This window comes from Leuconostoc miyukkimchii (assembly GCF_019656055.1).
Classification (GTDB): Bacteria; Bacillota; Bacilli; order Lactobacillales; family Lactobacillaceae; genus Leuconostoc; species Leuconostoc miyukkimchii.
Genome location: NZ_BPKY01000002.1, coordinates 104343 through 130093, shown reverse-complemented (window position 1 = coordinate 130093; position 25751 = coordinate 104343). Strand labels below are relative to the sequence as shown.

Genomic DNA, 25751 nt, shown 5'->3' with positions numbered 1-25751 from the left:
AAGAAGTAAATTATAAGGCATAGTTTAATGGTAGAAACAGAAAATAAAAAAACAATTAAAAAAGGTACTGCTAAAAAAACAACGAAACGTAAAAGATCTAAAGTAAAGAAAAATCTTGTGATCGTTGAAAGTCCTTCCAAGGCTAAAACAATAGAAAAATATCTTGGTAGTTCTTATAAAGTTGTTGCCAGTTTAGGACATATTCGTGATCTGCCCAAATCAACGCTTGGCGTTGATGTCGAACACGATTACGATCCAAAATATATTAACATCCGCGGTAAGGGGGATGTTATTAAGGGACTGCGTAAAGAGGCGAAGGCAGCTAAAAAAGTCTTTCTTGCTAGCGATCCAGATCGTGAAGGGGAAGCAATAGCTTGGCATTTACAGCATATTTTAAATTTAGACTCAGAAACGCCTAATCGTGTCGTATTTAATGAAATTACAAAAGACACGATTAAAAATGCTTTTAAAACACCGCGCCAAATAAATCAAGATCTTGTGGATGCACAACAAGCACGCCGAATTTTAGATCGGTTAGTTGGCTATTCAATTTCACCAATCTTATGGAAAACTGTAAAGCGTGGTCTATCTGCCGGTCGTGTTCAGTCAGTTGCACTTGGATTGATTATCGCACGTGAGCGTCAAATTCAGTCCTTTGAACCTGAAGAATACTGGACGTTAGATTCAGAATTTAAAAAATCACGTTCTAAATTCAAAGCTGCTTTCTATGGATTTGATGATAAGAAACAGCCTTTGCCAGATAATGAGAGTGTACAAGCGGTTTTTGGTAGGATTGACCGTACAGCTGATTTTAACATTGTGAAAGTTGACGCTAAGGAACGTAAACGTAATCCACAGCAACCCTTCACAACATCAACTATGCAGCAAACAGCCAACACACAGTTGAATTTTCGAACACGCAAAACGATGATGGCAGCGCAGCAATTATATGAAGGTGTCAACTTGGGTCGTGGTATTGGTCAAATTGGGTTGATTACTTATATGCGTACAGATTCAACACGTATATCATCAATTGCACGTAATGCAGCTGCCTTGTATATACATGATACTTGGGGAGAAGCGTACTCACAACACAAGCCCATTCAAGGTAAAATGCCAGAGGGCGCACAAGATGCCCATGAAGCTATTCGTCCAACTGACGTGACGCGCACACCAGAAATGATAAAGGACAAATTGACACCGGATCAGTTTAAACTGTATTCGCTCATTTGGTCACGTTTTGTTGCTAGTCAAATGACACCAGAAGTTTTGGATACAATGGCTGTTACAATTGAGCAAAACGGTGTTATTTTTAGGGCAAATGGTTCCAAAACAAAGTTTCAAGGTTTTACCAAAGCCTACCCATCTGCTAAAGAGAAAGATAATGCATTACCTAGTTTATCAGAAGGTGATCTCGTCAAGCTTGTCAATATTAATCCCGAACAGCATTTCACATTACCACCAGCGCGTTATTCTGAAGCAACTTTAATTAAAGCGCTGGAAGAAAATGGTGTTGGGCGACCATCCACTTACGCCCCAACATTAGATACAATTCAGCGACGTAACTACGTTCGAATTGATGCACGTAAATTTGTACCAACTGAATTAGGTGAAATTGTTCAAACAATTGTTGAAAATAACTTCCCAGATATTACCGACACTAAATTTACAGCTAGCGTTGAAAGAGAACTAGATGAAGTTGAGACAGGTGATAAGCAGTGGGTTCCTGTCATTGATTCATTTTTCAAGCCTTTTTCAAAAGAAGTCGAACATGCAGAAACAACACTAGAAAAAGTTATCATGCATGATGAACTTGCTGGAAAAGATTGTGAAATTTGTGGTGCACCGATGATTGTTAAAATGGGCCGCTATGGCAAATTCTACGCTTGTGCTCGATTTCCGGATTGTCGTAACACACAAACAATTATTAAAGAAATCGGATTACCGTGTCCAAAATGCCATAAAGGACAAATTATTGAGCGTAAAACAAAGCGGCAACGAACATTTTATGGTTGTTCGCGCTATCCAGATTGTGATTTCGTATCATGGGACAAGCCTACGTCAGAAACGTTGGCTGATGGTACGACACCAAAAACATCTGAAAAAGATAAAGAAGTCAAGTCTAGCAAGTAATTTCTTGGCAAAATATACAATCCTAGTAGCTTAGGATCAAAATAACCGGTTAAACAAGATAATTTGTTTAACCGGTTATTTTGGTTCTAAATTTTTTAAAATGGCATTATCATGATAAAAAATGATATTTAAGTGTTAAACAATTGTTGTGTTTTATGAAAATTAAGCGTACAATATGAGTTAGGTCATGTAAGCGCTTACATAAAAAGCCGAATATATTACATACGCGGAGGGAAGAAATGAGTTATCTAATCTTGGTGAGTCATGGTAGATTTTCAGAGGGTTTAAAGGATGCACTTAGCATGTTCATTGGTGATGACATTGAAACAGTTAAGGCGATAGGGTTACAGTCCGATGATGATGTTAAAGTGTTTGGAGATCGGTTTAGGGCACTCCTCACTGAACTAAACGCAGATTCGAAACTGATTGTGTTAGGCGATATTATTGGTGGTAGTCCTTTAACTGAGGTTATTAATATATTAAGCCAAGAAGATAAACTGGAAAAAGCAACCATATTAGGCGGTATGAATTTTCCAATGGCACTTAATGCAGCGATTCTAAAAGATAGCTTAAATGAAGATGAATTAGTGCCAGTTGTTTTGAAAGAAGCAACAGCAGCAGTGAAACAATTTACTTTGACTGAGGAATCAGATGAAGATGAAGATGATATTTGAAAGGAATAATATATTATGAGTATTTCATTTGTACGTATTGACGATAGAATTATCCACGGACAAACGGTGACACGTTGGGCAAAGGAATTTCCGTGTGATGGGTTGATAGCTGTCAATGATGCTGCGGCAACAAATCCAGTTTTAAAAGACGCCTTTAAGAGTGCTTCGGAGAAAAAAACTTTTGTGTGGACCTTAGCACATTTTAAGGAAAAAGCGCAACAAGTATTGGCATCTGATCGACAATACTTTTTGATTACGAAAACACCCCAAGATATGAAAACAATTTTAGTCGATTTTGGCTTTGTACCCGGCGATGTTAAAAAAGTGATTGTTGGTCCAGCAAATGATCGACCTAATGCTATCAAGTTAGGCAATAACCAATCAATTCTTCCAGAAGAGGCTGTTGCATTTGAAGCCATTCAAGGCGCAGGCTATCAGGTTAAGTTTCAACTATTACCTGATGTTTCAATTGGCTATTGGGACGATTTTAAAAAGAAATTTAATTTATAATTTTAGGTAGAAGGGATTAGAGCTATGACAATTAGTTGGATACAAGCCAGTATTCTTGGCATTTTTGCCAGTTTGTCTTCTATGCCAGGTATGGCAGGATCAACAATTGGTAACTATACATTAGGACGACCATTAGTTGGTGGGTTAGTTAGTGGCCTGATATTAGGTGATTTAAAAACGGGTATTGCAGCTGGTGTGGCGATGCAGTTGGTGTATATTGCCTTGGTTACACCAGGCGGCACGGTTTCTGCTGATTTACGTGCTGTTTCATATATCGGCATACCGTTAGCTATGGTGGCAATTCATGCGCAAGGTTTGTCTGCTACCTCAGGTAATGCAGCAGATTTAGCTAAGTCGATGGGAACATTGGTAGGTACTGTCGGTACAGTCCTATTCTATGGTACTGCCACTATGAACTTAGTTTGGCAGCACATGGGTTGGCGTGCGGTAGAAAAAGGTGATTTTAAAAAGTTATATGCGGTTGATTGGGGATATCCTTGGATCTCACACTTGTTTTTCTCATTCATTCCAACGTTGTTAATGACGCATTTTGGTTCGAGCGCAGTTCAAGCTCTCAAGACAGCATTACCAATGGATGGTATTCCAATGAAAACCTTGTTTACAGTCGGAGCATTGCTACCCTGTGTTGGTATTGCAATTTTGTTAAAGCAAATCGTAGATGGGCCATTTGATTTTATTCCATTCTTTGTTGGTTTCACTTTAGCAGCATCGTTAAAATTAAACCTTGTTTCAGTAACCGTGATATCACTTATCTTCGCATTGATTTTCTACAAGTTAGATATGGCAATTAGTACGAATCGACAGGCGGCAGCACCTGCTAGTGGTGGCACTTTAGATGACGACGAGGAAGAGGAGGATATTTAAAATGGCAACTATCGATAAAAAGACACTTTCTCGTAAAACTTTAAATAAAGCTTTCCATCACTGGTTTTATGGTCATTTAACTGCATTTTCTCAAGAACACATGCAAACATTTGGTTACTTAACATCGATGTTACCTATTGTTGAGGAATTATACGATAATAAAGAAGATCAAGAGAAGGCGATGAAGACTTATACCGCTTTCTTCAATACTGAACCACAATTAGGAACAATCATCGTGGGTATCACTGCCAGTTTGGAAGAAGCGCGAGCTAATCAAGGAATCTCTAATGAAGGTGGTGTCGATGACACAACCATTAATGGTTTGCGTGCCGGATTGATGGGTCCTATTGCCGGTATTGGTGACTCACTTGTCGTGGGAACATTAATTCCAGTTATCTTAGGTATTGCATTAGGTATGTCTGAGGGTGGATCACCGCTTGGCGCAATATTTTATATTATTGTATGGAATTTGCTTGGTTACTTTGGTATGCGATTTGCGTTTTTCAAAGGTTATGAGTTAGGTGATAAAGCTGTTGGTATTTTAATTGGTGCGCAAGGTAAGGCTATTCGAAAGGCAATCGCTACAATTGGAGGTATGGTTGTCGGTGGTGTTGCTGCAACTTGGGTAACAGTTAGAACATCATTTCAATTAAAAAATTCGTCTGGTAAAGCCTATCTCGTTTTACAAAATCAACTTGATTCTGTTTATCCAGGATTATTAACAGCAGGATTCATTGTTCTGTGCTGGTGGCTAATGGCTAAAAAGAATATTTCGCCAATTAAGGTGATGCTGATTTTAGTGGTTGTTGCATTGGTCGGCGTGCTAATTGGTTTCTTTAATCCAGGCTTAACATATTAGTAACTAGTGAGGTAATTTTTATGACGAAGCGTGTTGAAAATATTGATCAAGGATATCAAACAGAAATACTATTCCAAGAAAAGATGCTTCGCAACTTACGTCAATGGCAATCAATGTTTTCGTTGTTGGTGGGCATAGGCATATTAGTCATGTATTTCTTTAAAAATAAGAGCATTTGGATTTTTAGTGCAGGTATTGGCATCTCTTTAGTGAGTGTGCTACTCATTATTGTGATTGGTTATACGATTTATCGCGGTAGAAAAAATGTTAGCAAAGTAATTGATCGTTATGAAGAGGAGCGTCGCCATTCTAGAACATGATAATTCTAGATGCAGCGATGAGTTGTTAAATATTATAAAATGCCACGAGGTGATTTTTAATCACTTAATGGCATTTTTTGTTAACTATTGAATTACTGGTGTTTATAAGAAACTTAGTTTAGTATAATTTTTCAAGTTTTTGGTAATTGATTTGGTGGATATTTCAGAAAATAAAGTTATTAAGAACGGTCGCTGACTGAAAAATTAAAGTAGTGTGACTTCTCGTCTGTTAAGTTTGATGTGACCATTTTGGGTTAGCTTTTGAAATAATCTGCTCAGTGTTTCTGGTGTAATGTGTAATGAAGCTGCTAGTTCCTTTTTTGTGACGGATAGTTCAAAGGTATTATTCATCTGAATAGCGGCAATTTCGTGTAAATAATTGAGTAATCGTTCATCTGCGCGTTGTAATGACAAACTAATCTGACGTTGTTCTAATTCTGTTAAACGTGTGCCGTACGTATTCAGCATTGTTAAAGCTAGTTTTGGATGATCGTGTAATAATTTTTGGAAATCTGTGCGGCGAATCATACATACTTGGGCGTCTGTTTTAGCACGCGCAAAATGGTGATGTGTGGCATCAGTAAACAAAGATGCCTCGACATCAACTTGATGGCTATACAATGAATACAAAAGCAGCTCTTGACCACTATCATTAATATTTAAAACATCAATTTGTCCTGTGTCTACGATTAGTAGGGCAGACAAATCATGGTCAGGTTCGTAGATATAGCTACCAGCAGTGTACTTTTTTTGGTGTGTTGATATATTGACAAGTTGTGTAATTATTTCATCGGGGAGTTGTGCAAATATTGGCGCGGCTTTAATACATGCAAAAGCAGAATGTGACATATTTCACTCTTTCTTGACATGAGTCAATTTGTTATATGTGAATTAATTATACAATAGAAGTATCAAGAAAAGTAAAATTCTTTGGAGGATAAACTTATGAGAGTAATTATTATTGGATCAACACATGCGGGTACAGCAACGATTAAATCAATAACAAAGCGCCATCCAGATGCTATAGTGGATGTTTATGAAAAAAATGACAATGTCTCTTTTCTTTCTTGTGGCATAGCTTTAACCGTACAAGGTGAAGTTAAAAATATCGAAGATTTGTTTTACTCATCACCAGCTATTTTAGAGGAAGCGGGTGCAAATATTCACATGAATCACGAAGTAACAAATGTTGATACTGTCAATAAGACAGTCACTGTCTTGAACCTAAATACAAATGAAACAACAGTAGAAAAATATGATAAATTAGTTGCAACAACAGGTTCATGGCCAGTTGTACCACCAATTCCAGGAATTGACGACAAGAGAGTTGTACTATCTAAAAATTATACGCACGCGCAAGAACTAATACGTTATGCAAATGATGATAGTATCAAACGTGTTGTGATTATTGGTGGTGGTTACATTGGCACTGAACTAGTTGAAGCCTTCAATGTTAAGGGTCGAGATGTTACATTAATTGATAATCAACCAACGGTGCTCAATCGCTACTTTGATAGTGAATTTACTAAAAATGTCGCAGATTTGTTCACTAGTCATGGTGTAGCTGTTGCAACTGGGAAAACAGTACAAGCGTTTGAAAGTAGTGATGAGGCGATCATTATTAAAACAGATGATGGCGACTTTTCAGCTGATTTAGTCGTTATGTCAGTTGGCTTTAGACCAACGACACAGCTATTTAAAGGTCAACTTGATATGAATCAAAATGGGGCGCTTATTGTTAATGATTACATGCAAACTAGTAATCCAGATGTTTTTGCAGCTGGTGATTCAGTTGCTGTTCATTACAATCCTACTGGCGAAAATGCTTATATACCGCTAGCAACAAATGCTGTACGTCAAGGGACACTCATTGGTTATAATTTGACGACACCCACGGTTAAGTACATGGGAACACAATCAACTTCTGGTTTGAAACTCTATGACTTAAACATGGCTTCTTCTGGTTTAACTGCTGCGCATGCGCAAGAACTAGGTTTAAATTATGATAGTTTAACAATGACAGATAATTTCCGACCGGAATTTATGTCATCAACAGAGCCAGTGCTTATGACCATCACTTGGGAAAAAGAAACCCAACGTATTTTAGGTGTTCAACTACAGAGTAAGTATGATATTTCTCAATCTGCCAATACTGCATCTGTTGCTATTCAAAATAGAATGACATTAACAGATTTAGCATTCGTGGATATGTTATTTCAGCCTTGGTTTGATCGACCATTCAATTACTTGAATCTTTTGGCACAGGCAGCATTAGATAAAGAAGAACGGATTCGCTATAATATTAATAATAAAAACAGCTTAGAACTTGAAGTGAACTAAAAAAATTGAACAAAATAGCATGAATGAACTAACCTATTCAATGACTTTAGAGAATGTGTCTAAATCTGTCACAGTGTTGAATAAAGCCTGTACGATAATTATTCATGACGGTTTTATTCTCTTTTTGCAATAGAGGTGGTATGATAGGGTCTATATTTTATTTTTGGATGGAGTATTGTCATGGAAAATAGACATTTGGGTATCGTTTCTGGCTTTGCAACATATTTCATGTGGGGATTGCTGGGCGTATTTTGGGAATTATTGAGTATTGTTCCGGCGATGGATACATTAGCTTATCGAATCGTGTGGTCACTTGTGACAATTAGTGTCGTATTAACTTTTCAAAAAAACTGGGCTGATTTATGGCGTATTATTATTACCTTAATTAATAATCGCAAAATAGGTTGGATCATATTAAGCGCTTTTCTGATTTCAATTAATTGGTTTTTATATATCAACATGGTGACCCATGAGCAGGCAACAGAAGCTAGTCTTTCATATTACATTATGCCCCTCATGAATGTTGTTGTAGCAGTCGTTTTCCTACATGAAAAACTTTCACGTTCTCAAATAGTCGCGCTAATTCTTGTGTTCATTGGTGTCATTACGCTAACAATTCAAACTGGTTCGTTACCGTTGAATACTTTATTAATGGCTGCTTCATTTTGTTTTTATGGACTAATTAAAAAGCAGGTGCCTTTGCCGGCAACTATTTCATTGGCATTAGAAACAGCTATTGTCGCGCCTATAGCATTAGTATACTTATTTTTATCACCACATGTTATGACGCAAAATGGCCCAAGAATCACAATATTATTAATTCTGAGTGGTATTTTAACAGTGATTCCTTTATTACTCTTTGCTGTTGCAAATAAAAATACTGATTTCATTACACTCAGCTTTATTCAGTATCTGAATCCCACGATTCAATTACTCATGGCAGTGTTTGTTTTACATGAAGCATTTAGTTGGCATAAGGCGATTGTTTTTGCATTCATCTGGTCTGGTATACTGGTATTTATTTTTGATAGTCTTAATGGTTATCAAAAATTTAAAAAGACAACTATTTTATAAAAAATATTGGCTGACTTACTACCATAGAGTGTATAAGCAAGTAATAGGGTAAAGTTGTTATTCGAACATGGAATAACAACTTTACCCTGTTTTATTAAACGATGATGTGAGATATACTGATAATTAAGGTTGTTAACGATGAGGTGAGTAAATGTCACTGAATTATATAACAATACTAAAAAAATGTTCAAACGGTTAGATAAAATGAAAAATATTAAGAACAATACGCGTTATTTACGATTACCACTTGTTATTTATCTCATGTATATTGTGCAGGGATTTGCGCTGATTATTTTAGCACAAACGGTTCAGCAACTCAGTATGCTTTGGCAAACTTCTATTGCGGGAGCAACCGCCGTTGTATCAGCGATTGGTATTGGAAAGTTAATTGCCTATCCCATTCTAGGAGAATTATCAGATCATCTGAGCCGCAAAAAGTTATTAGTACTATCAGGATTGATGTATTTGATATTTTTTTCGATTTTACCAGTGACACATACATTATTTTTTGCTGTCGTTATTACGACACTAGCTGGATTTGCTAATGCGGCATTGGATGCTGTGGCTTATCCGACATTATTAGAAATTAATCATGGTAAATCAAGTGGCAATGTTCTCATCAAGGCGATGATTTCTCTGGGCGAGGGGTTACTTCCGATTGTGTTAGTGACATTAATTAATCAAAGTATTTGGTTTGGTTGGTTATTTTGGTTGGCTGCTGGTTTATTAGTCATCAATCTGAGTATTATATCAACAATTGCGCCTAAAAATTTTTACATCATCAAATCTGCTACAATCGTCAAACTTGGTAGCCCTGATGTCAGGTGGCAATGGGACATTACTAAAATATTGTTTATGATTTATGGTTTTAGTGCAATGTGGTTAATGATTCATTTTACGCAATGGATAACGCGATATTTTAGCATTGTCCAATCTTTTTCAACAACCAACTCGCACTTATTGATGAGTTTTTATAGTATGGGATCACTCACTGGTGTCGGTCTTTTGTTCTTAATTACGAACCAAAGATGGGTTAGAGAGGCAATTTTACTTGTCATTACCGCTTTAGGAACCATCGTCGGGTTAACTATTGTTATTATGAGCCACGGCATGTTGAGTGCCAGTATCGGATGTTTTCTTTTTGGTATGTCTGCTGCTGGTGGTGCACTACAGTTAGGCTTGAGTCAATTACTAGCTGGTAATGCTAAATTTGCTGGTCGGTTAACTGGACTTTATTTCTTTTTTGGTAGCATTGCTTTTTTCCTAATGCCGATTATCACAGGCTACTTTGCCACGAAACATTTGGCAGGTATTATGGTGAGCCTGTTAGCTGTGGCTGGACTGAATTTAGGCATTGTCATATTTAATGCTTATCACGTTCGTGGAAAATCACGTTAGGGTAAGTGTTATTTACAATGCCCCAATACTTATTAACTAAATGGCACTATAATTATGAGTGCTATTAAAAATAAACATACTGTATAAATGTTTGATATATGTGTTGTAAGCGGTTACAATATAAGTATAAGCTTTCTGAGTGACTAGAAAATGAATGTTAGTTGCAATAATATGCTATTAGGAGAGTGGGGTTATGAATTTAACAAAAGTTTTGTACCATCGTCAGTATAAAATATTACTTTCTTCATATGCACCATCATTAGATCTGGACCATTTAAATACGATGGGCATTTGGAGTCATCCAATGGAGAGACACTATCTTTTAACTTTACAATCAAATGAAGACCCGAATGTGGATCCAGTAACATTTGAAAAATTATTTAGAAAAAAAACAGGGTTAACTTCAAATGAGGCTAAAATAGAGCCTGAGTTTGGTCCGCTTACGCTTCAAAATGCAGTAGATAGATCTTGGATTTAGGCATTAACGTATAAGTGCATAGCACCTTTATTTATTCTAACTTTTATAATTTAATATATTGTCTTATACACAATAAAACAGCAAATAACCTATATCAAAAGGATTATTTGCTGTTTTATTTATATATGGTAAAAGAATTAGTAAGTTGTTGATATTAGGATATATTTTAATCTTCCAGTTAATAGCTTCTGTAGGATTAAACAATTCTAAGGGACTCTTATGAGAAAATATATATCATTTGTAGTGTGAAAAGTAAACAAAAGGCAAACAACCAATCTCTTTTGTTAATGTGTACAGTTAAAAAATGTGTGCGCTCTTCATTTTCGGTAAAACCATGAGAGATCATTGCTGTGGATAACCTTTCAGCCCACTGTAAAGAGATTAGAATAGCTTTAAAAAGTAATTGAGGAGAATAGGATCTTAATATAATTCCTCGCATACGAGCTGCTTGTTGCATTGTTTTAATTTCTTGTCGAATGTGCGGCATAAATGATAGTGCACCGCGCAACCCATAAATAAAGGTTGTTGGTATATAACACTTTTGTTCTAGTGTATCTAAAAAACTGCTCATATTTGTGGTGAAGGAAAAAGCTGCGCCAAGCCAAATATACGCGATGATACGTGTAATCATAATGGCAGCTAGCTGTTCGCCATTTTCCGTTGTGCTATGCATTGTAAACGATGTCCAAGCGCCAAGTGCAGGTAAAATTGGTAACAGCAGTAGAAGTGCATATCTTTGCCATGATAAACGCGAATAAATTAAATAAAAACCAGATACTATAATAATAGCTACATTTACCCAAAAGTTGAGTGTAAAAGAAATTTCCAAACTGACAATTAAAATTAATAAAAACTTCACACCTGCATTCATGTCGATGTCTCCGTAAATGTTAGCATATTATTTTGCAAAACAATGTGATAATCAATGAAATCTAAGACACCGTTCAGTTGGTGACTGATTATAATGATACGTTGTTGCGTTTCTACAATGGTTTGTTTTATAAGTGATAAAACAGTAATGATAGATTGGCTATCGAGACCAGCAAGTGGTTCATCTAACAACAAGACCGGCGTGCCAATAATTAACAGTAAAAGCACTTGAAGTTTTTTCTTTTGTCCACCAGACAATTGGTAGACAATATGGTCTTTTAAATGGTTAAGTTGAAGTGTCGTTAAGGCAGATTCAATTGCTTCATTGGTCCATAAATTGGGATGTTGTGTATGTTTTTGACTTAACGCCAGTTCTTCAGATACTGTCATTTTCATAAATTGTTTCTCAGCACTTTGAAAAATTAAAGCGACTTTTTTTGCATACGTATTAAGCTTGATTTTAGAAATATCTTGGTTAAGATACATGATTTGCCCTTGGTAAGGTTTTAGTCGTGTTATGGCGTTAAAGAGTGTTGATTTCCCACTACCATTACTACCACTAAATAACGTAATGCCTGAATGAGCTAGTGCAAAAAAAGATATATCAATTAATGTACGAGATCCTACTGAGAGTTTAAATTGATTGAGTTTAAGTACTGATTGTGACTCTTGCGGCTGTTTAAATTGGTAATCTACTTGCGATGGTTGATCAAAAAAAGCGTTAAGATTATTAATTTTTTGGATGTGTTGTTGGTTAAATGAAAAGACATCATCAACTAAATCTGCGTAGCCAGAATAATCATGGTCAGTCACCAAAATTGTGACACCATTCATTTGTAATTTTTTGAGTTGTTTTAAAATTTCTTGGCGTGAAGTGATATCTATACTAGCAAAAGGCTCATCAAGTAATAGAACTTTGCTTTGCATGGCAACCATAATTGCTAAAGCGACTTTTTGTTTCTCACCACCGGATAGTGTATCGAAACTTTGATGTGAAAATTGGCTACCGTTGACAAAATCCAAAGCGTAGTTAGCACGCTCGGTCATTTCAGAAGGGGCAACTTTTAAATTTTCTAAAGTAAATATGATTTCCTCCCATGGTGTTGACATCGCAAATTGGGTGTCAGGGTCTTGAAAAAGCAAGCCGACGAAGCCTGCACGTTTGTAAGCAGGTAGACCAGCTAGATTTTGTTGATTAATTGTGACGTGATCAGCTAATGTCGGAATCATGCCGGCAATTACTTTCATTAGGGTGGATTTTCCTGAACCAGACGGTCCCACCAAGAGATTAAACGAGCCATTTGGCAAATCAATAGAGATGTCTTTTAGAATAGGGGTGTCATCATATGTGAGTGAGGTTTTGGTCAGTTTTAACATAAATTGTCCTATATGTACGCGTGTTTAAACACGCTTTTTTTAAAGATATTTATCTGTTTTTTGTGCGATAGTTAAAACATCACCTTTGGGTGCCATGTTAATTTTACTATACACCATTACAGGGATATCAGTTATTTCTGCAGCCACTAAAGGTAGTGCTTTTAAAATATCCATGAGTTGATCATAATTCCCCTCAAGTGTTGACTCAAAGGCACCAACTTGGTAATTGACATGAGTTTTGTCTATGTAGGCAATAACGTAGTCAACAATACGAATAATTTCTGCTTGGTCTGCTGTCATGGGTAAAACCTGCACAGCAATACTTGCGTTAATTTCAGACATTTATGATACCGTTACTTTCGTTTGATTGAGAATACCAGATTTATCAACTAATTTTTGAACATAGTAAACAAGAACGCCACCAAAAAGGGCAATAGATATTAACCGTGTTACGAACAAACCAACAAGTAGTCCAAATGAATAATTTGCATAGCCACTCTGGAACAAGTCCCAGATGAAAGTCACAACAGTTGTCAAAATTACGGAAGCAGTAAGTGAAATCGGTTGCCATTTCTTATAACCAAACAAGGCAAATCCGAGTTCAGCACCTAGACCTTGCATCAGACCGTACACAACGTTCATAATACCCCATTGTGAACCAAAAATCATCTCAGCCGTACCAGCCAATGTTTCGCCAATAATAGAAGCACCAGCTTTGCGTAACAGGTAACCAGCCATTGGACCAGCCATGACCCATGGACCTAGTGTCAGATCATTGGCATAAGGACTGAGTCCCATGGGTGTCAGTAGAGCCGCAATAGCATTGTAAGCAAATGCCCAAGCCCAGAAAATAAATCCGAAGAAGACACCAATGAGTGCCAAGAAAATTACATCACGAAGTGACCATTTTGTATGCATTTTGCATACCTCCTAAATTTGTAAAGTGTGCGATGAAACGTTAATATCACGCAGGTGTGTATGTACAGGCAACAAAAAAAGCCATCCCCATAAAAAGATCGGCTTGAAAGTGAAATTAAATACACGAAAAAACACATATTTCAAGAAATCTCCCTACGCTAGCATGAACTAGATCAGGTTATATGGGTATTTATCTCAGCCTTGCGGGCACCCCAGCTTGTATTATCTAAGTTGTATGTAGACACGTCTACACGAGTTAGTTTATCATAATACCATGGTGCGTGCAACTTTGATTGTCTTGCTATATTATATGAAGATAGTATAAACTTAACAGATAATATAAAAAATATACTTTTGGAGCGATTGTAATAATGTTATATATCATTGGTTTAATTGCAGGATTCATTTTGGCTAATCAAAGTCCTATTAATGCAAAGCTAGGTGCTACTGTGAAATCGCCGTATATTTCCAGCTTGATTTCATTTGCGATTGGGACATTTTTTTTGATTGTGGTGTATTTAGTTAGCGGTCAGCACATCGCAAATCTAGGCAATGTTGCAAACAGTAATCCATGGTGGATTTGGATTGGTGGTGTTCTTGGCGTGGTGTATTTAACGTCAAATATTTTGATGTTTCCGAAGCTAGGTGCAATACAGACAATTATTCTTCCTATTGTTGGGCAAGTATTGATGGGTGTTATTATTGATACATTCGGTCTATTTGGCATATCACAAACGCCAATATCATGGTTAAAAATTGTTGGTGTCATTATCTTGTTCATTGGTATTTATATCGCTGTCGTATTGGTGAATAAATCTGAGACAAAAATCGAGCGGGTTAGTACAACAGAGAATGTGTCGAAAACAGCATTAAATTTTTGGCGAGTTTGGGGCGTTATTGTCGGCGCATTATCAGCAATTCAACAGGCTATTAATGGTCATTTGGGTTATTTGTTAGGATCAGCAGTCGCCAGTGCTGTCATTTCGTTTATGATTGGCACAATCATTATTTTGGTATTTGTGTTGATTCGAGAAAAACCGTTCCTAAAGATAGGAGATAACTTAAAGCAACCGCCACTGTGGTTATTTATGGGTGGCATTTTAGGTGGTTTATTCGTATTTTCAACAGCGTTATTAGTGCAAAAATTAGGCGCAGGTTTGACGGTGACACTTGCTCTGACAGGCTCGATATTAGGTTCAATGGTTGTATCACAGTTTGGGCTATGGCAGTCGCCTAAGCATCAAGTGACGCGTGTACAAATTATAGGTATCTTCGTTATGATTATTAGTGTTGTCTTGATAAAATTTGGATAAATAATCTACCAATGATATCTAATTGTCTGACTTGCTTGTTAAAACAACAGTATTTTGAATAAAAGGCGTAATTTTATTTGACATTCGCAATTTGTTTTTCTACAATGCATTATATAGACTAAAGGGGAAATACGATGTTAGACAAAACAATTTATAAACAAATTTTTAAGGCTAGCTTCAACGCTCCAATCAACGTTGAATTCTGGGATGGTGAGCAAGTGAGTTATGGTCACGGAGAACCCATTGCTAAAATCATCTTACACGAAGTTATACCACTGAAAGAAATTATGTCACATGCCTCGTTGACCTTTGGCGAAGCTTATATGGATGGCAAAATCGAGATTCAAGGTAACTTGCAAGAACTAGTTAAGCTAATTTATAGTTCAAAAGATAGTTTTTTAAACAGTTCAAAATTTTCAAAATTAATTCCAAAACATTCGCACACAGAAAAAACTAGTAAAGCAGATGTTCAAAGTCATTATGATATTGGCAATGAGTTCTATGAAATGTGGCTTGATCCAACGATGACTTATTCTTGTGCTTATTTTGCTAGTGAGGATGATTCATTAGAACAAGCGCAATGGAATAAAGTGCGTCACATTCTAAATAAACTACACGCTAAGCCTGGTGAAACTTTGTTAGACATTGGGTGTGGTTGGGGTACTTTAATATTGACTGCAGCTAAGGAATATCATTTAGAAGCAACTGGGGTGACGCTTAGTCAAGAGCAGTATGATTTTGTATCTGCTAAGATTAAAGAAGAGGGACTTGAAGACCGTGTTCATGTGTATCTAAAGGATTATCGTGAACTTGAACAAACTTATGATCACGTGACGTCAGTGGGGATGTTTGAGCATGTTGGAAAAGAAAATTTGCAAGAATATTTTGAGCAAGTTAAAAACCGTTTAGTTGATAATGGAACTGCTTTGATTCACGGTATTACTGGGCAACATGATGGTGCTGGTGTAGATGCTTGGATTAACAAGTATATTTTCCCAGGTGGTTACATTCCAAATATTGCTGAAAATGTTAATCACATCATGAAATCATCATTGCAAATTGATGACATTGAGCCATTACGTCGTCATTATCAAAAAACTTTGGAAATATGGACTGAAAACTTTCACAAGGTTAATGAGGAAGTCATTTCAAAGTATGGCGAACGATTCTATCGTATGTGGGATTTGTATCTCCAAGCCTGTGCTGCATCATTTGAGTCAGGAAATATAGACGTTGTTCAATACTTATTAACCAAGGGGCCTTCCGGTACTAATCTACCCATTACACGGTCATATATTTATAACGCCGATAAGGCGCACAGCGTCAAATAAGTAGGATAAAAAGCTAATGATTGTAGTCGCTGATTATTAGCTTTTTTATGACAAAAATTATAACTAGATAGTTGTTTGAAAGAGATTGTGATTTTCATAGTTAAGTAGTTGACATCTTTTTAAATAAGGATTATAGTGAAAGCGGTTACAAAATTAAAACAATTTAGATGAATTAATGAAAGAAGGTAAACATGGCAGAAGCAGATTTTGGTGTTGTAGGATTGGCAGTTATGGGACGCAATTTGGCACTTAATGTTGAATCGCGTGGCTATCATGTTGCAGTATATAATCGTTCACGTGAACGCACTGAAGATTTGGTGACAAAGCACGCTGATAAAAATTTTGTGCCGAGTTATACCATTGAATCATTTGTCAAGGCAATTAAAACGCCAAGACGAATATTGTTAATGGTTAAAGCTGGCAAGGGAACAGATGCAGTTATCGACGAGTTAGTGCCTTATTTAGCAAAGGGTGATATATTAATTGACGGTGGAAACACTTATTTTGAAGATACAATACGTCGTTCTGAAAAATTAGCGACATCTGGTATTAACTTTATTGGTATGGGCGTTTCAGGTGGCGAACTAGGTGCTTTAAAGGGACCATCCCTTATGCCGGGTGGACAGCGTGAAGCATATGAACTCGTTGAACCTATCCTAACTCAAATAGCTGCCAGAGCACCAGAGGATAATAAACCCACGGTAACATACATTGGTCCAAATGGTGCGGGACATTACGTTAAAATGGTACACAATGGTATTGAATATGGCGATATGCAGCTTATTGCAGAAACATATGACATCTTAAAACGTGTACTGAAATTGGATCATAATAATTTATCATCAACATTTTCTCAATGGAATGATGGTGAATTAAATTCTTATTTGATTGAAATTACAGCAGATATTTTAACTAGAACAGATGATTTAGGTTCTGGTAAACCAATTGTTGATGTGATTTTAGATCGTGCGGGTAATAAAGGAACGGGTAAGTGGTCTTCACAATCTGCGTTGGAGGTTTCTGCACCACAATCATTAATTACAGAATCAGTATATGCACGTTATATATCGGCTATGAAGGATGATCGTGTGAAGGCTTCTAGCATCTTAAAGGGACCAGAGTTTACCTTTACTGGAGATCTTGATGCGACTAAGGAAGATATTCGCAAAGCGCTTTATTTCGGTAAAATCATGTCGTATGCGCAAGGATTTGATCAACTTCGTATGGCTTCGGATCATTATGATTGGAGTTTGCCTTTTGGCGAATTGGCGCAGTTATGGCGAGCTGGGGCAATTATTCGTGCACAATTTTTGCAGAGAATAACTGATGCTTATACGTCAGATAAGAATTTGCATAATTTGCTTTTAGATAGCTATTTCCAAGGTATTGCTGAGTCTTATCAGAATGCTACTAGACGTGTGATTGCTTTAGCAGTTTCAGCGGGTGTGCCAACGCCTTCACTGTCATCTGCGATTGCTTATTATGATTCATATCGATCAGCTGTATTACCAGCTAATCTGATACAAGCACAACGTGATTATTTTGGTGCACATACCTATGAACGTACGGACAAACCCGCAGGTGACATGTATCATTTCTCTTGGTATGATGAAGCCTGAAAATTAAAAGACTTACAAATTTTTTCTTTCAAAATTTGTAAGTCTTTTTACTAATTAACAAAAAAATGTTGTCTAAAAGAACGTTTGTTCGTATAATAGAAGCATGATAATAAATGAAAAATTAGAGTCGCTAACACTCGTTAATCAAGTTTTAAAATATAACACGGACGTAGCCATCAATAATTTGGTTATAGAAGACCAAAATTCAGAATACGAAGGCATAACTTTTCAAATAGATAAGTTTACCTATCGTAGTAGATTAGCTAAGCTAACGCCTAAAAAGAAAGGGTATTTTGTTGTCTTTTGGAAAAAAAATATGGACAATAAGAATATACCATTTGAGTATAGTGAGAGCCCTGATAAATTAATTATCACAATTATAGATGGGCAACATCAAGGACAATTTATTTTTCCAAAAGAAATATTACGGGATAAAGGGATTCTCAGCTATGATAATAAACTAGGTAAAATGGCACTACGTGTCTATCCGTCTTGGGTAGACAATCTCAATCCAAATGCACGCAAAACACAGTTATGGCAATTACCATACTTTATGGTTCACCAAGAACAGCAGATCACTGAATTTGTTCAATCATTATACTTTTAAAAGGCTGTGACGCGATTTTGGTGCTACCTTATTTGCTTTTTATCTGTTTTTTTGGTATTATTAATCATACAAAACAACTATTTTATACCCTTATAACTCTTGCGGGAGTAGCGACGAACCATCGTGGGAAACCGACTATAAATCTTACTATTTTATTAGTATGACGGCCAACCTTAATCAGCGAGACGCAAAGAATTTTCTTAAAAGGAGTATAGCAAGAATATGAATAAAAAGGACGACGACAGTATACCGATATCGAATCAGAGATTGAATACTTTTCACTCTGAAAATTGGGAAACGGTTGTTAAAAACCTTGATGGTCAGTATCCAAAAGGTTTGACAGATTCAGAGGTGAGTGAACGTCTCACCAAATATGGTTTTAATGAGATGTCGTTAAAATCAACACCGAAATGGCTAGTTTTTTTACGACAATTTAATAATGTGATTATTTATATCTTAATAGCAGCAGCTTTATTAACTTTGTTGATGCGCCACTACTCAGATGCGGTTGTTATTGGATTAGTGGTCATTATTAATGCTTTGATTGGTTACTTCCAAGAAATTAATGCAAGTAACGCGCTTGAACAAATTAAAAACATGCTGTCGGTTGAAGCCACAGTTATTCGAAATAATATCAGAACTGATATTCCTTCCAAAAATCTTGTGCCAGGTGATCTTGTTTACTTGGAGGCCGGCGACAATGTACCAGCCGATTTAAGAATTATTGACGCGGATAATTTGCGAATTCAAGAGTCTTCTTTGACAGGTGAGGCGGATTCGGTTTTAAAATCTGAATCAATTGTGCCAGTGAAAACACCATTAGCAGATCGTGTCAACATGGCGTATGCAACTACAGCGGTAACAAATGGTAGCGCGACTGGGATTGTTATCGCGACAGGATTACATACAGAGATTGGAGTGATTTCGCAAAGTGTCTCAGATGTTAAAGATAATAAATCGCCATTAACTAAAGAATTAGATACTTTAGGACGCGGAATTTCATGGTTTATTATTGGTGTCGCGTTGTTCACATTTGTGCTTGGCTGGTTGATGAATGTCTATGCATTACCAGTGTTGGCAATGGCTATTATTACAATGATTGTTGGCTCAATGCCAGAGGGATTACCTGCCGCAACTTCAGTTATTTTAGCCACTGGGGTGCAATCCTTAACTAAGAAAAATGCAATTGTCAAAACTTTACCTGCCGCAGAAACCCTTGGTGCGGTTGATATTATTGCTTCTGATAAAACTGGGACATTAACTAAAAATGAAATGACGTTACAAGACATTGTTATCGGTCAAAACCATTATAGTGTCACTGGGGTAGGCTATGCACCAAATGGTGATATTTTAAAAGATAATCAGATTGTTGATGCATCTCAAAATACTAAGCTTGAAATGTTTTTAACAATGGGTCAACAGGCCAATGATACCTTCTTATCAAAAGAAGATGGGTTATGGCAAATCAACGGTGAACCTACAGATGCAGCTTTTCTGTCAGCATATTACAAGGCATTCGGTCAAAAATCTCCAAAATTAAAAGAAATCGATCGTATTCCGTTTGACTCCGATTATCGTTATATGGCGCGATTAGTTGAAAATCAGTTAGGACAACGTTTTATTGCAATTAAGGGTTCACCTGATAAATTGTTTGAATTAGCTAATCAGTCAACTGATTTTAATGAAGGTTATTGGACTAAATTGTCACAAGAATTTTCAAAAACTGGAAAACGTGTTATTGCAGTTGGTTACCGAGAGGTAGCTGTAGATCAAAATGAAGTAACACATGAATTGTTAGCTCAGTTAGGCATCACATTTCTTGGTCTGGGTGCCATTATTGATCCACCAAGACCTGAAGTGGTTGAAGCCATTAAGAATATGCGTCAAGCTGGTATTCGTGTGAAAATGATTACTGGTGATAGTGCAGCTACTGCTACTGCAATTGGACAACAGTTAGGTTTGGCTGATGGTATTGATGCCATGACCGGTGTTGAAGTTGATGCGTTGAACGACACTGAATTAGCAGCGGTTGTCACCAAGTACGATGTTTTTGCACGAACGACACCGCAAAATAAACTACGTATTGTTCAAGCCTTCCAAGCAAATGGACTTGTGACGGCCATGACCGGTGATGGTGTAAATGATGCGCCAGCGCTTAAAAAAGCCGATATTGGTGTTGCAATGGGTATCAAAGGTACTGATGTTGCCAAAGATTCAGCTGATATGGTTTTGGCTAATGATGATTTTTCAACGATTAAAGTGGCTATCGAGCAAGGTAGACGCCTGTATGATAATATTCGAAAAACAATTTTATTCTTGTTACCAACCAGTTTTGCTGAAGGTTTAATTGTTGTAATGAGTATCTTCTTGCAACAACCGATGCCTTTGACACCAACACAACTTTTGTGGATTAATATGGTTTCAGCGATAACAATTCAATTAGCTTTTATTTTTGAACCAGCTGAACCAGGATTGATGAACCGGCCACCACGAAAGACGAACGCTAAGCTAATGAATCGTCGTGATGTTTTTCAGATGACATATGTCAGTGTTTTGATTGCTGCAATCGGATTACTAGTCTTTGAAACATTAGGCGCTAGTGTTAGCTTTGCTGTGGCTAGTACAATGGTTGTTAATATAATTATCTTTGGTAAGATATTTTATTTGTTTAATATTCGAACTGAGGCACCAGTGTTGAGTAAACATTTTTGGTCTAACCCGATGGCATTTGTGGCAGTTGGATTGATGATTTTCTTGCAGATCCTTTTCACATATGTGCCATTTATGCAGGGTGTATTCTCGACAGCTACTTTAACATTCTCTAATTGGATTATTGTTATCGTAACTGGTGCAATTGTCTTAGTGGTGACAGAAATCCACAAATATCTACGCCTACGTAAAAAATAAATCAAAACTAATTGATGTAAAATGATACAGTAGTACGATAAAAACCAAGTTTAGCTAAACTTGGTTTTTTGTTTCAGCATATTTCTTGCATTACATATACTTAAAAGTTACAATCAAGATAAGAATTGGTGTTAATGTAAATTAAAGGAGAATGTGATATGGCAAAAGTTAAACGCAGTACTGGATTCTGGGGGAAGCTATCACTTTTATTAGCTATTGGACAATTGTTATTCAGTCTTTATCATGAAATCAAAGATTCTCGATCCAAGAAACCTAAAAAGTAAGCTATATGTGAAACGCTTTACTTTAAGATAAACCCAAGGAGAGTAATTATGTTAAAAGCAATATTTAAATTTCTATTAGCATCTACATTGATTGTTAGTGGATTAGCTGTGGGTACAACTATTTTTGCCGCTAAAGGAGTGGATAAATTAGGTGATGAATTAGAGGATAAAATATATAATTAAAGCTATGCTACAGATTAGAATTTATTTCTATGTTTGTAGCTTTTTTTATGTTATTAACAAGATATACGAACTTACCCCATAAGCACTTTTATTGTAAGCGCTAATAGTTAGTGTTAGAATGAACTCAAGTTAATGAATATTGCACATTGATTAACTGATTTAAAATATGTTTGGAGGATAGAATATGATTTGGTCATTAATAGTTGGCGCTGTAATCGGTGCTATTGCTGGTGCTATAACAAATCGCGGTGAGTCAATGGGGTGGATTAGTAACATTGTCGCCGGGCTGGTAGGATCAGCAATTGGTCAGGGATTACTGGGTCATTGGGGTCCTAGTCTAGCAGGTATGGCCATTATTCCATCTCTTATTGGAGCGGTGATTCTCGTATTAGTTGTTTCATGGGTGATAGGGAAAAGACAAAGTTAATTTTTTTGAGTAAATGCAACTTAATCTGTATAGAAATTAATTAGTGTTAGTAGATATTAAAGTAATTTCAAAAAGGAGCGTTAAAGTTATGACAGAACATGATAAGCAAAAAGAAGTAAAAGAAGAAACCGATGCTCAAAATGAGCTAGCGCAGAAAAACAAAAAAGATGATCCAAAATCAACAGATAAAGAAGATGTATACAATCACGATCCTAAAAATGCTGATTATAAAAAAGCGGATTGAACCATTATGGTTTGAGGCTTGATGATAGGAGGCGTTGTATGAATGAAAAGTATATACCATTTTATGAATTAAACGATGGGCATGTGTTGCCCCAAATAGGATTAGGCACGTATCAAGTTCGTGGTATGCGCGGTGTCGATCAAATTTTATCGGCAATTCAATTAGGATATCGATTAATTGATACCTCGACTAATTATGACAGTGAAGGCGCTGTGGGTGAGGCAATTAGGCGTTCAGGTCTGCCAAGAACAGAATTTTATGTTACGTCAAAGCTTCCCGGTCAGTATCATCATTATGACGATGCGTTAAAGATAATTGAAGAGTCACTTTTGCGTTTGGGGTTGGATTATTTAGATCTCTATTTAATCCATTGGCCATTACCAAAACGAGATAACTACGTTGAAGCGTGGACTGCGCTAGTTGAGGCGCAAAAACGCGGATTAGTGCGTTCTATTGGTGTTTCAAATTTTGAAGCGGTGCATTTGGACCGTATCATTGAAGCCACAGGTGTGACGCCAGCGGTTAACCAAAACGAAATACATCCATATTGGATACAGGATGAGTTATTGAAAGATAACCAAAGTCGCGGCATTGTAACTGAAGCATGGAGTCCTTTAGGTCGAGGTAGCGCAGTGTTAAATGAACCAGTTGTTATTCAATTGGCAAATAAGTATCATAAAAATGCTGGACAAATCATTTTGCGTTGGCACTTGCAACGCGGTGTGCTACCAATTCCAAAATCATCTAGTCTAACACACCAACGTGATAATCTTGAGCTTTGGGATTTTGAGCTAACAAATGACGAAGTAACTAGTATCAATAATTTATCAAAAACTGATGGACGTGTTGATAATCAGGATCCTAAAGTATATGAAGAATTTAATTAAATAGATTAAAAAAAGGTCACTAACTTGTTGAAGTTAGTGACCTTTTAAATTTACATCACACACATGATCATAATTAGTCCAGTACATCGTGGATTGTAATGATACCAACGACATTGTCGTCATCGTCATTGACAACTAAGTTTGATATATTGTTGGCTGCCATTTTTTTCCAAGCAACAGTATTACGTGCTGTTTGGTTAATGTTAATAAATCCTTCAGTCATATAATCTTCGGCTGTTGATCCTTTAACTTGATTAATATACAAAAACTTCTTACGAATATCGCCGTCAGTTACAATACCAATAACTTTATCATCAGATGATTTTACTAAGGTCATACCAACACCAAAATCGCTTATACGATAAATGACATCATTAATTGGCGTGTCGATGTGGACATAAGGTATCTTAGTATGCATGGAATGTTGCACATCGCGTAGTAACATTTTGCCAATTGAGCCACCAGGGTGATAAAGTGCAAAGTCTTCGCGTTTAAATTCCTGAGCTTTTTCAATAGCAATTAGTATGGCATCTCCCATGACCAACGTTGCAGTTGTTGAACTTGTTGGTGCAAGTTTGGTGGTGTCTGCTTCCTCGGCTACATCGACTTTTAACAATATGTCAGTTTCCCTAGCTAGTGTTGACTCTTCGGATCCTGTGATGGCAACTGTTTTCAGATTGGTTTTATGAATATTTTTTAACGCAAATAATGTTTGAATGACTTCTTGTGTTTCACCACTATTTGAAACAAAAATAACTAAATCATCTGCTGATACACGTCCTAAATCGCCATGAAAAGCAGAGCCGGCATCAATAAAAAAGCTGGATAAACCAATAGAGGAAAGGGAAGCAGCTATTTTTTCAGCAATAAGACCAGACTTTCCAATTGCAACAAAAAGCACACGGCCGTTTGTATTTAATATGGCATTGATAACGTCATCGAAATGATCATCCAGCGTTTCACGTACTGTTTTCAAAGCATCAATTTCTGTGTCAAAAGTGAGTTTAGCATCATCAAAGTAAGTCGTCATTGTCATACACCGCCTTCATTTCGAGATGTTCATGGAAGAGTTTATTGGCATTCTCCAAAATAGGACGAATTTTTGATAGGTAAAGTTGACTATCCTGATCTGAAATTGCTTCTGGTGGATTAGGGTGAACTTCGGCAAAAATGCCATCAATACCTATTGCCAAGGCAGCACGCATCAATGGAAAGGCATAATCGCGGTTACCACCAGAATGATTACCATAACCACTTGGAATTTGTACTGAGTGTGTGGCGTCAAAAATAATCGGATAACCAGTATCACGCATTTGTATTAGACTTGTCATATCAACAACCAGTTGGTGATAACCAAACATAGTACCACGTTCTGTGACTAAGATATGTTCATTTGTTTTGGCAACTTTGTTAACTGCACTTTGAATATCTTCTGGTGCCATAAATTGTGCTTTTTTGATATTAACAACACGTCCAGTTTTTGCAGCAGCTAATAATAAATCAGTTTGTCGGCTTAAATATGCCGGAATTTGTAAGACATCTGCTACTTTAGCAACAGGTTCACATTGATACGATTCATGAACATCAGTCACAATAGGGACTTGGTAAGTGTCTTTTATTTTTTGCAAAACTTCTAAACCAGCAGCCATTCCAGCACCACGCTCTGAATCGATGGAGCTGCGGTTAGCTTTATCAAACGATGCTTTAAATACATAGTTAATGCCCAATTCTTCTGTTATGTGCTTTAGTGTTTCAACCACCTCAGCACATGTTTCGTAGGATTCAATTGCACAAGGTCCGGCCAAAAGTGTCAGACGATCATTTTTGAAGCCGTATCCTGAAAATACATCACTTATGTTTGACATGTTATTTTCTCCTATTCTTTAATTGCAACACCATTACACCAAAACGATAATTGGTTAACGTTATTTTCATTATAACATTCTTTCATGAGTGATATAATTTATAAGCATTTTAGAATGATTACAAATCATAAGACCCTTAATAAAAATGTCATAATCAAAATGTTTGCAAACTATCAGCCTTTTTGTTAATCTGTAGGCGATAGTTAGTGTTTTATTATGCATATTTGAAAAGTATTAATATGAATATT

At 36.6% G+C, this 25751-nt stretch carries 27 protein-coding genes and 1 riboswitch; of the genes, 20 read left to right on the top strand and 7 right to left on the bottom strand.

The genetic code is table 11. From position 1 onward, the window contains the following. Positions 1-27: 27 nt before the first annotated feature. The 6 genes from topA (at position 28) to K5Q13_RS03005 (ending at position 5381) form a co-directional block, all read left to right on the top strand. Positions 28-2133 (top strand): type I DNA topoisomerase, encoded by a 2106-nt coding sequence (gene topA / locus K5Q13_RS03030; RefSeq protein ID WP_220739777.1) that lies wholly within the window; start codon positions 28-30, stop codon positions 2131-2133. A gap of 239 nt (positions 2134-2372) precedes the next feature. Next, positions 2373-2807: a PTS sugar transporter subunit IIA gene (locus K5Q13_RS03025; protein WP_220739775.1), complete on the top strand. Its 435-nt coding sequence runs from the start codon at positions 2373-2375 to the stop codon at positions 2805-2807. A gap of 15 nt (positions 2808-2822) precedes the next feature. Further along, complete coding sequence (locus K5Q13_RS03020; RefSeq protein WP_220739773.1) at positions 2823-3317, top strand: PTS sugar transporter subunit IIB; 495 nt, start codon at positions 2823-2825, stop codon at positions 3315-3317. Between the two features lie 24 nt (positions 3318-3341). After that, positions 3342-4202: a PTS mannose/fructose/sorbose/N-acetylgalactosamine transporter subunit IIC gene (locus K5Q13_RS03015; RefSeq protein ID WP_220739771.1), complete on the top strand. Its 861-nt coding sequence runs from the start codon at positions 3342-3344 to the stop codon at positions 4200-4202. 1 nt (position 4203) lies between these two features. Further along, positions 4204-5061, top strand: a complete 858-nt coding sequence (locus tag K5Q13_RS03010; RefSeq protein WP_373306369.1) for a PTS system mannose/fructose/sorbose family transporter subunit IID — start codon at positions 4204-4206, stop codon at positions 5059-5061. A gap of 20 nt (positions 5062-5081) precedes the next feature. Next, entirely contained in the window at positions 5082-5381 is a 300-nt protein-coding gene (locus K5Q13_RS03005) for a PTS sugar transporter (protein WP_220739769.1), read from the top strand. Positions 5382-5585: 204 nt separating this feature from the next. Here K5Q13_RS03005 and K5Q13_RS03000 read toward each other — a convergent pair whose 3' ends face one another. Next, complete coding sequence (locus K5Q13_RS03000) at positions 5586-6230, bottom strand: Crp/Fnr family transcriptional regulator (protein ID WP_220739767.1); 645 nt, start codon at positions 6228-6230, stop codon at positions 5586-5588. Positions 6231-6326: 96 nt separating this feature from the next. Between K5Q13_RS03000 and K5Q13_RS02995 the strand changes: the two genes are divergently transcribed. The 4 genes from K5Q13_RS02995 (at position 6327) to K5Q13_RS02980 (ending at position 10671) form a co-directional block, all read left to right on the top strand. Continuing rightward, entirely contained in the window at positions 6327-7721 is a 1395-nt protein-coding gene (locus K5Q13_RS02995; RefSeq protein ID WP_220739765.1) for an FAD-dependent oxidoreductase, read from the top strand. A 180-nt stretch (positions 7722-7901) separates the two neighbouring features. Further along, complete coding sequence (gene rarD, locus K5Q13_RS02990; RefSeq protein ID WP_220739763.1) at positions 7902-8795, top strand: EamA family transporter RarD; 894 nt, start codon at positions 7902-7904, stop codon at positions 8793-8795. 204 nt (positions 8796-8999) lie between these two features. Further along, positions 9000-10193: an MFS transporter gene (locus K5Q13_RS02985; RefSeq protein WP_220739761.1), complete on the top strand. Its 1194-nt coding sequence runs from the start codon at positions 9000-9002 to the stop codon at positions 10191-10193. A 193-nt stretch (positions 10194-10386) separates the two neighbouring features. After that, a complete protein-coding gene (locus K5Q13_RS02980; RefSeq protein WP_220739758.1) occupies positions 10387-10671 on the top strand; it encodes a hypothetical protein in 285 nt (94 codons plus the stop codon). A 217-nt stretch (positions 10672-10888) separates the two neighbouring features. On the opposite strand, the gene K5Q13_RS02975 is transcribed toward K5Q13_RS02980, so the two are convergent. From K5Q13_RS02975 to K5Q13_RS02960, 4 genes are read right to left on the bottom strand one after another with little or no spacing between them, the layout of a single operon-like run. Then, positions 10889-11542, bottom strand: a complete 654-nt coding sequence (locus tag K5Q13_RS02975) for an energy-coupling factor transporter transmembrane component T family protein (RefSeq protein WP_220739756.1) — start codon at positions 11540-11542, stop codon at positions 10889-10891. Next, positions 11539-12918: an ATP-binding cassette domain-containing protein gene (locus K5Q13_RS02970; protein WP_220739754.1), complete on the bottom strand. Its 1380-nt coding sequence runs from the start codon at positions 12916-12918 to the stop codon at positions 11539-11541. Before K5Q13_RS02970 ends, K5Q13_RS02975 begins: the two co-directional genes overlap by 4 nt. Positions 12919-12957: 39 nt before the next feature. Then, positions 12958-13260: a thiamine-binding protein gene (locus K5Q13_RS02965; protein ID WP_373306368.1), complete on the bottom strand. Its 303-nt coding sequence runs from the start codon at positions 13258-13260 to the stop codon at positions 12958-12960. Then, positions 13261-13836 carry an ECF transporter S component gene (locus tag K5Q13_RS02960; RefSeq protein WP_220739752.1) on the bottom strand — a complete coding sequence of 192 codons (576 nt, stop codon included), beginning with the start codon at positions 13834-13836 and terminating at the stop codon, positions 13261-13263. Positions 13837-13969: 133 nt separating this feature from the next. Further along, positions 13970-14061, bottom strand: a riboswitch (TPP riboswitch). 146 nt (positions 14062-14207) lie between these two features. Between K5Q13_RS02960 and K5Q13_RS02955 the strand changes: the two genes are divergently transcribed. The 10 genes from K5Q13_RS02955 to K5Q13_RS02920 all read left to right on the top strand — a co-directional run bounded on the left by K5Q13_RS02955 (position 14208) and on the right by K5Q13_RS02920 (position 23638). Next, the gene (locus K5Q13_RS02955) at positions 14208-15149 is read left to right on the top strand and encodes a DMT family transporter (protein WP_220739750.1); all 942 of its coding nucleotides are present in this window, start codon (positions 14208-14210) and stop codon (positions 15147-15149) included. Between the two features lie 134 nt (positions 15150-15283). Continuing rightward, positions 15284-16480 carry an SAM-dependent methyltransferase gene (locus tag K5Q13_RS02950; protein WP_220739748.1) on the top strand — a complete coding sequence of 399 codons (1197 nt, stop codon included), beginning with the start codon at positions 15284-15286 and terminating at the stop codon, positions 16478-16480. 191 nt (positions 16481-16671) lie between these two features. Beyond that, positions 16672-18099, top strand: a complete 1428-nt coding sequence (gene gnd, locus K5Q13_RS02945) for an NADP-dependent phosphogluconate dehydrogenase (RefSeq protein WP_220739746.1) — start codon at positions 16672-16674, stop codon at positions 18097-18099. A 103-nt stretch (positions 18100-18202) separates the two neighbouring features. After that, positions 18203-18706 (top strand): MepB family protein, encoded by a 504-nt coding sequence (locus K5Q13_RS02940; RefSeq protein WP_220739744.1) that lies wholly within the window; start codon positions 18203-18205, stop codon positions 18704-18706. Between the two features lie 222 nt (positions 18707-18928). Further along, on the top strand, positions 18929-21613 hold the full coding sequence (locus K5Q13_RS02935; RefSeq protein ID WP_220739742.1) for an HAD-IC family P-type ATPase: 2685 nt from the start codon (positions 18929-18931) through the stop codon (positions 21611-21613). A 158-nt stretch (positions 21614-21771) separates the two neighbouring features. Next, positions 21772-21897: a hypothetical protein gene (locus K5Q13_RS09635; protein ID WP_281420483.1), complete on the top strand. Its 126-nt coding sequence runs from the start codon at positions 21772-21774 to the stop codon at positions 21895-21897. A 48-nt stretch (positions 21898-21945) separates the two neighbouring features. After that, a complete protein-coding gene (locus tag K5Q13_RS09630; protein WP_281420482.1) occupies positions 21946-22080 on the top strand; it encodes a hypothetical protein in 135 nt (44 codons plus the stop codon). A 184-nt stretch (positions 22081-22264) separates the two neighbouring features. Next, positions 22265-22507 carry a GlsB/YeaQ/YmgE family stress response membrane protein gene (locus K5Q13_RS02930; protein ID WP_220739740.1) on the top strand — a complete coding sequence of 81 codons (243 nt, stop codon included), beginning with the start codon at positions 22265-22267 and terminating at the stop codon, positions 22505-22507. A gap of 88 nt (positions 22508-22595) precedes the next feature. After that, positions 22596-22751 (top strand): hypothetical protein, encoded by a 156-nt coding sequence (locus K5Q13_RS02925; RefSeq protein ID WP_220739738.1) that lies wholly within the window; start codon positions 22596-22598, stop codon positions 22749-22751. 38 nt (positions 22752-22789) lie between these two features. Beyond that, the gene (locus K5Q13_RS02920) at positions 22790-23638 is read left to right on the top strand and encodes an aldo/keto reductase (RefSeq protein WP_220739736.1); all 849 of its coding nucleotides are present in this window, start codon (positions 22790-22792) and stop codon (positions 23636-23638) included. A gap of 73 nt (positions 23639-23711) precedes the next feature. Here the strand turns inward: K5Q13_RS02920 and K5Q13_RS02915 are convergent, their stop codons facing one another. Together K5Q13_RS02915 and kdsA are read right to left on the bottom strand one after the other, a co-directional pair. Next, a complete protein-coding gene (locus tag K5Q13_RS02915; protein WP_220739734.1) occupies positions 23712-24668 on the bottom strand; it encodes a KpsF/GutQ family sugar-phosphate isomerase in 957 nt (318 codons plus the stop codon). Then, positions 24652-25503 carry a 3-deoxy-8-phosphooctulonate synthase gene (kdsA, locus tag K5Q13_RS02910; RefSeq protein ID WP_220739731.1) on the bottom strand — a complete coding sequence of 284 codons (852 nt, stop codon included), beginning with the start codon at positions 25501-25503 and terminating at the stop codon, positions 24652-24654. Before kdsA ends, K5Q13_RS02915 begins: the two co-directional genes overlap by 17 nt. Positions 25504-25751: the final 248 nt, after the last annotated feature.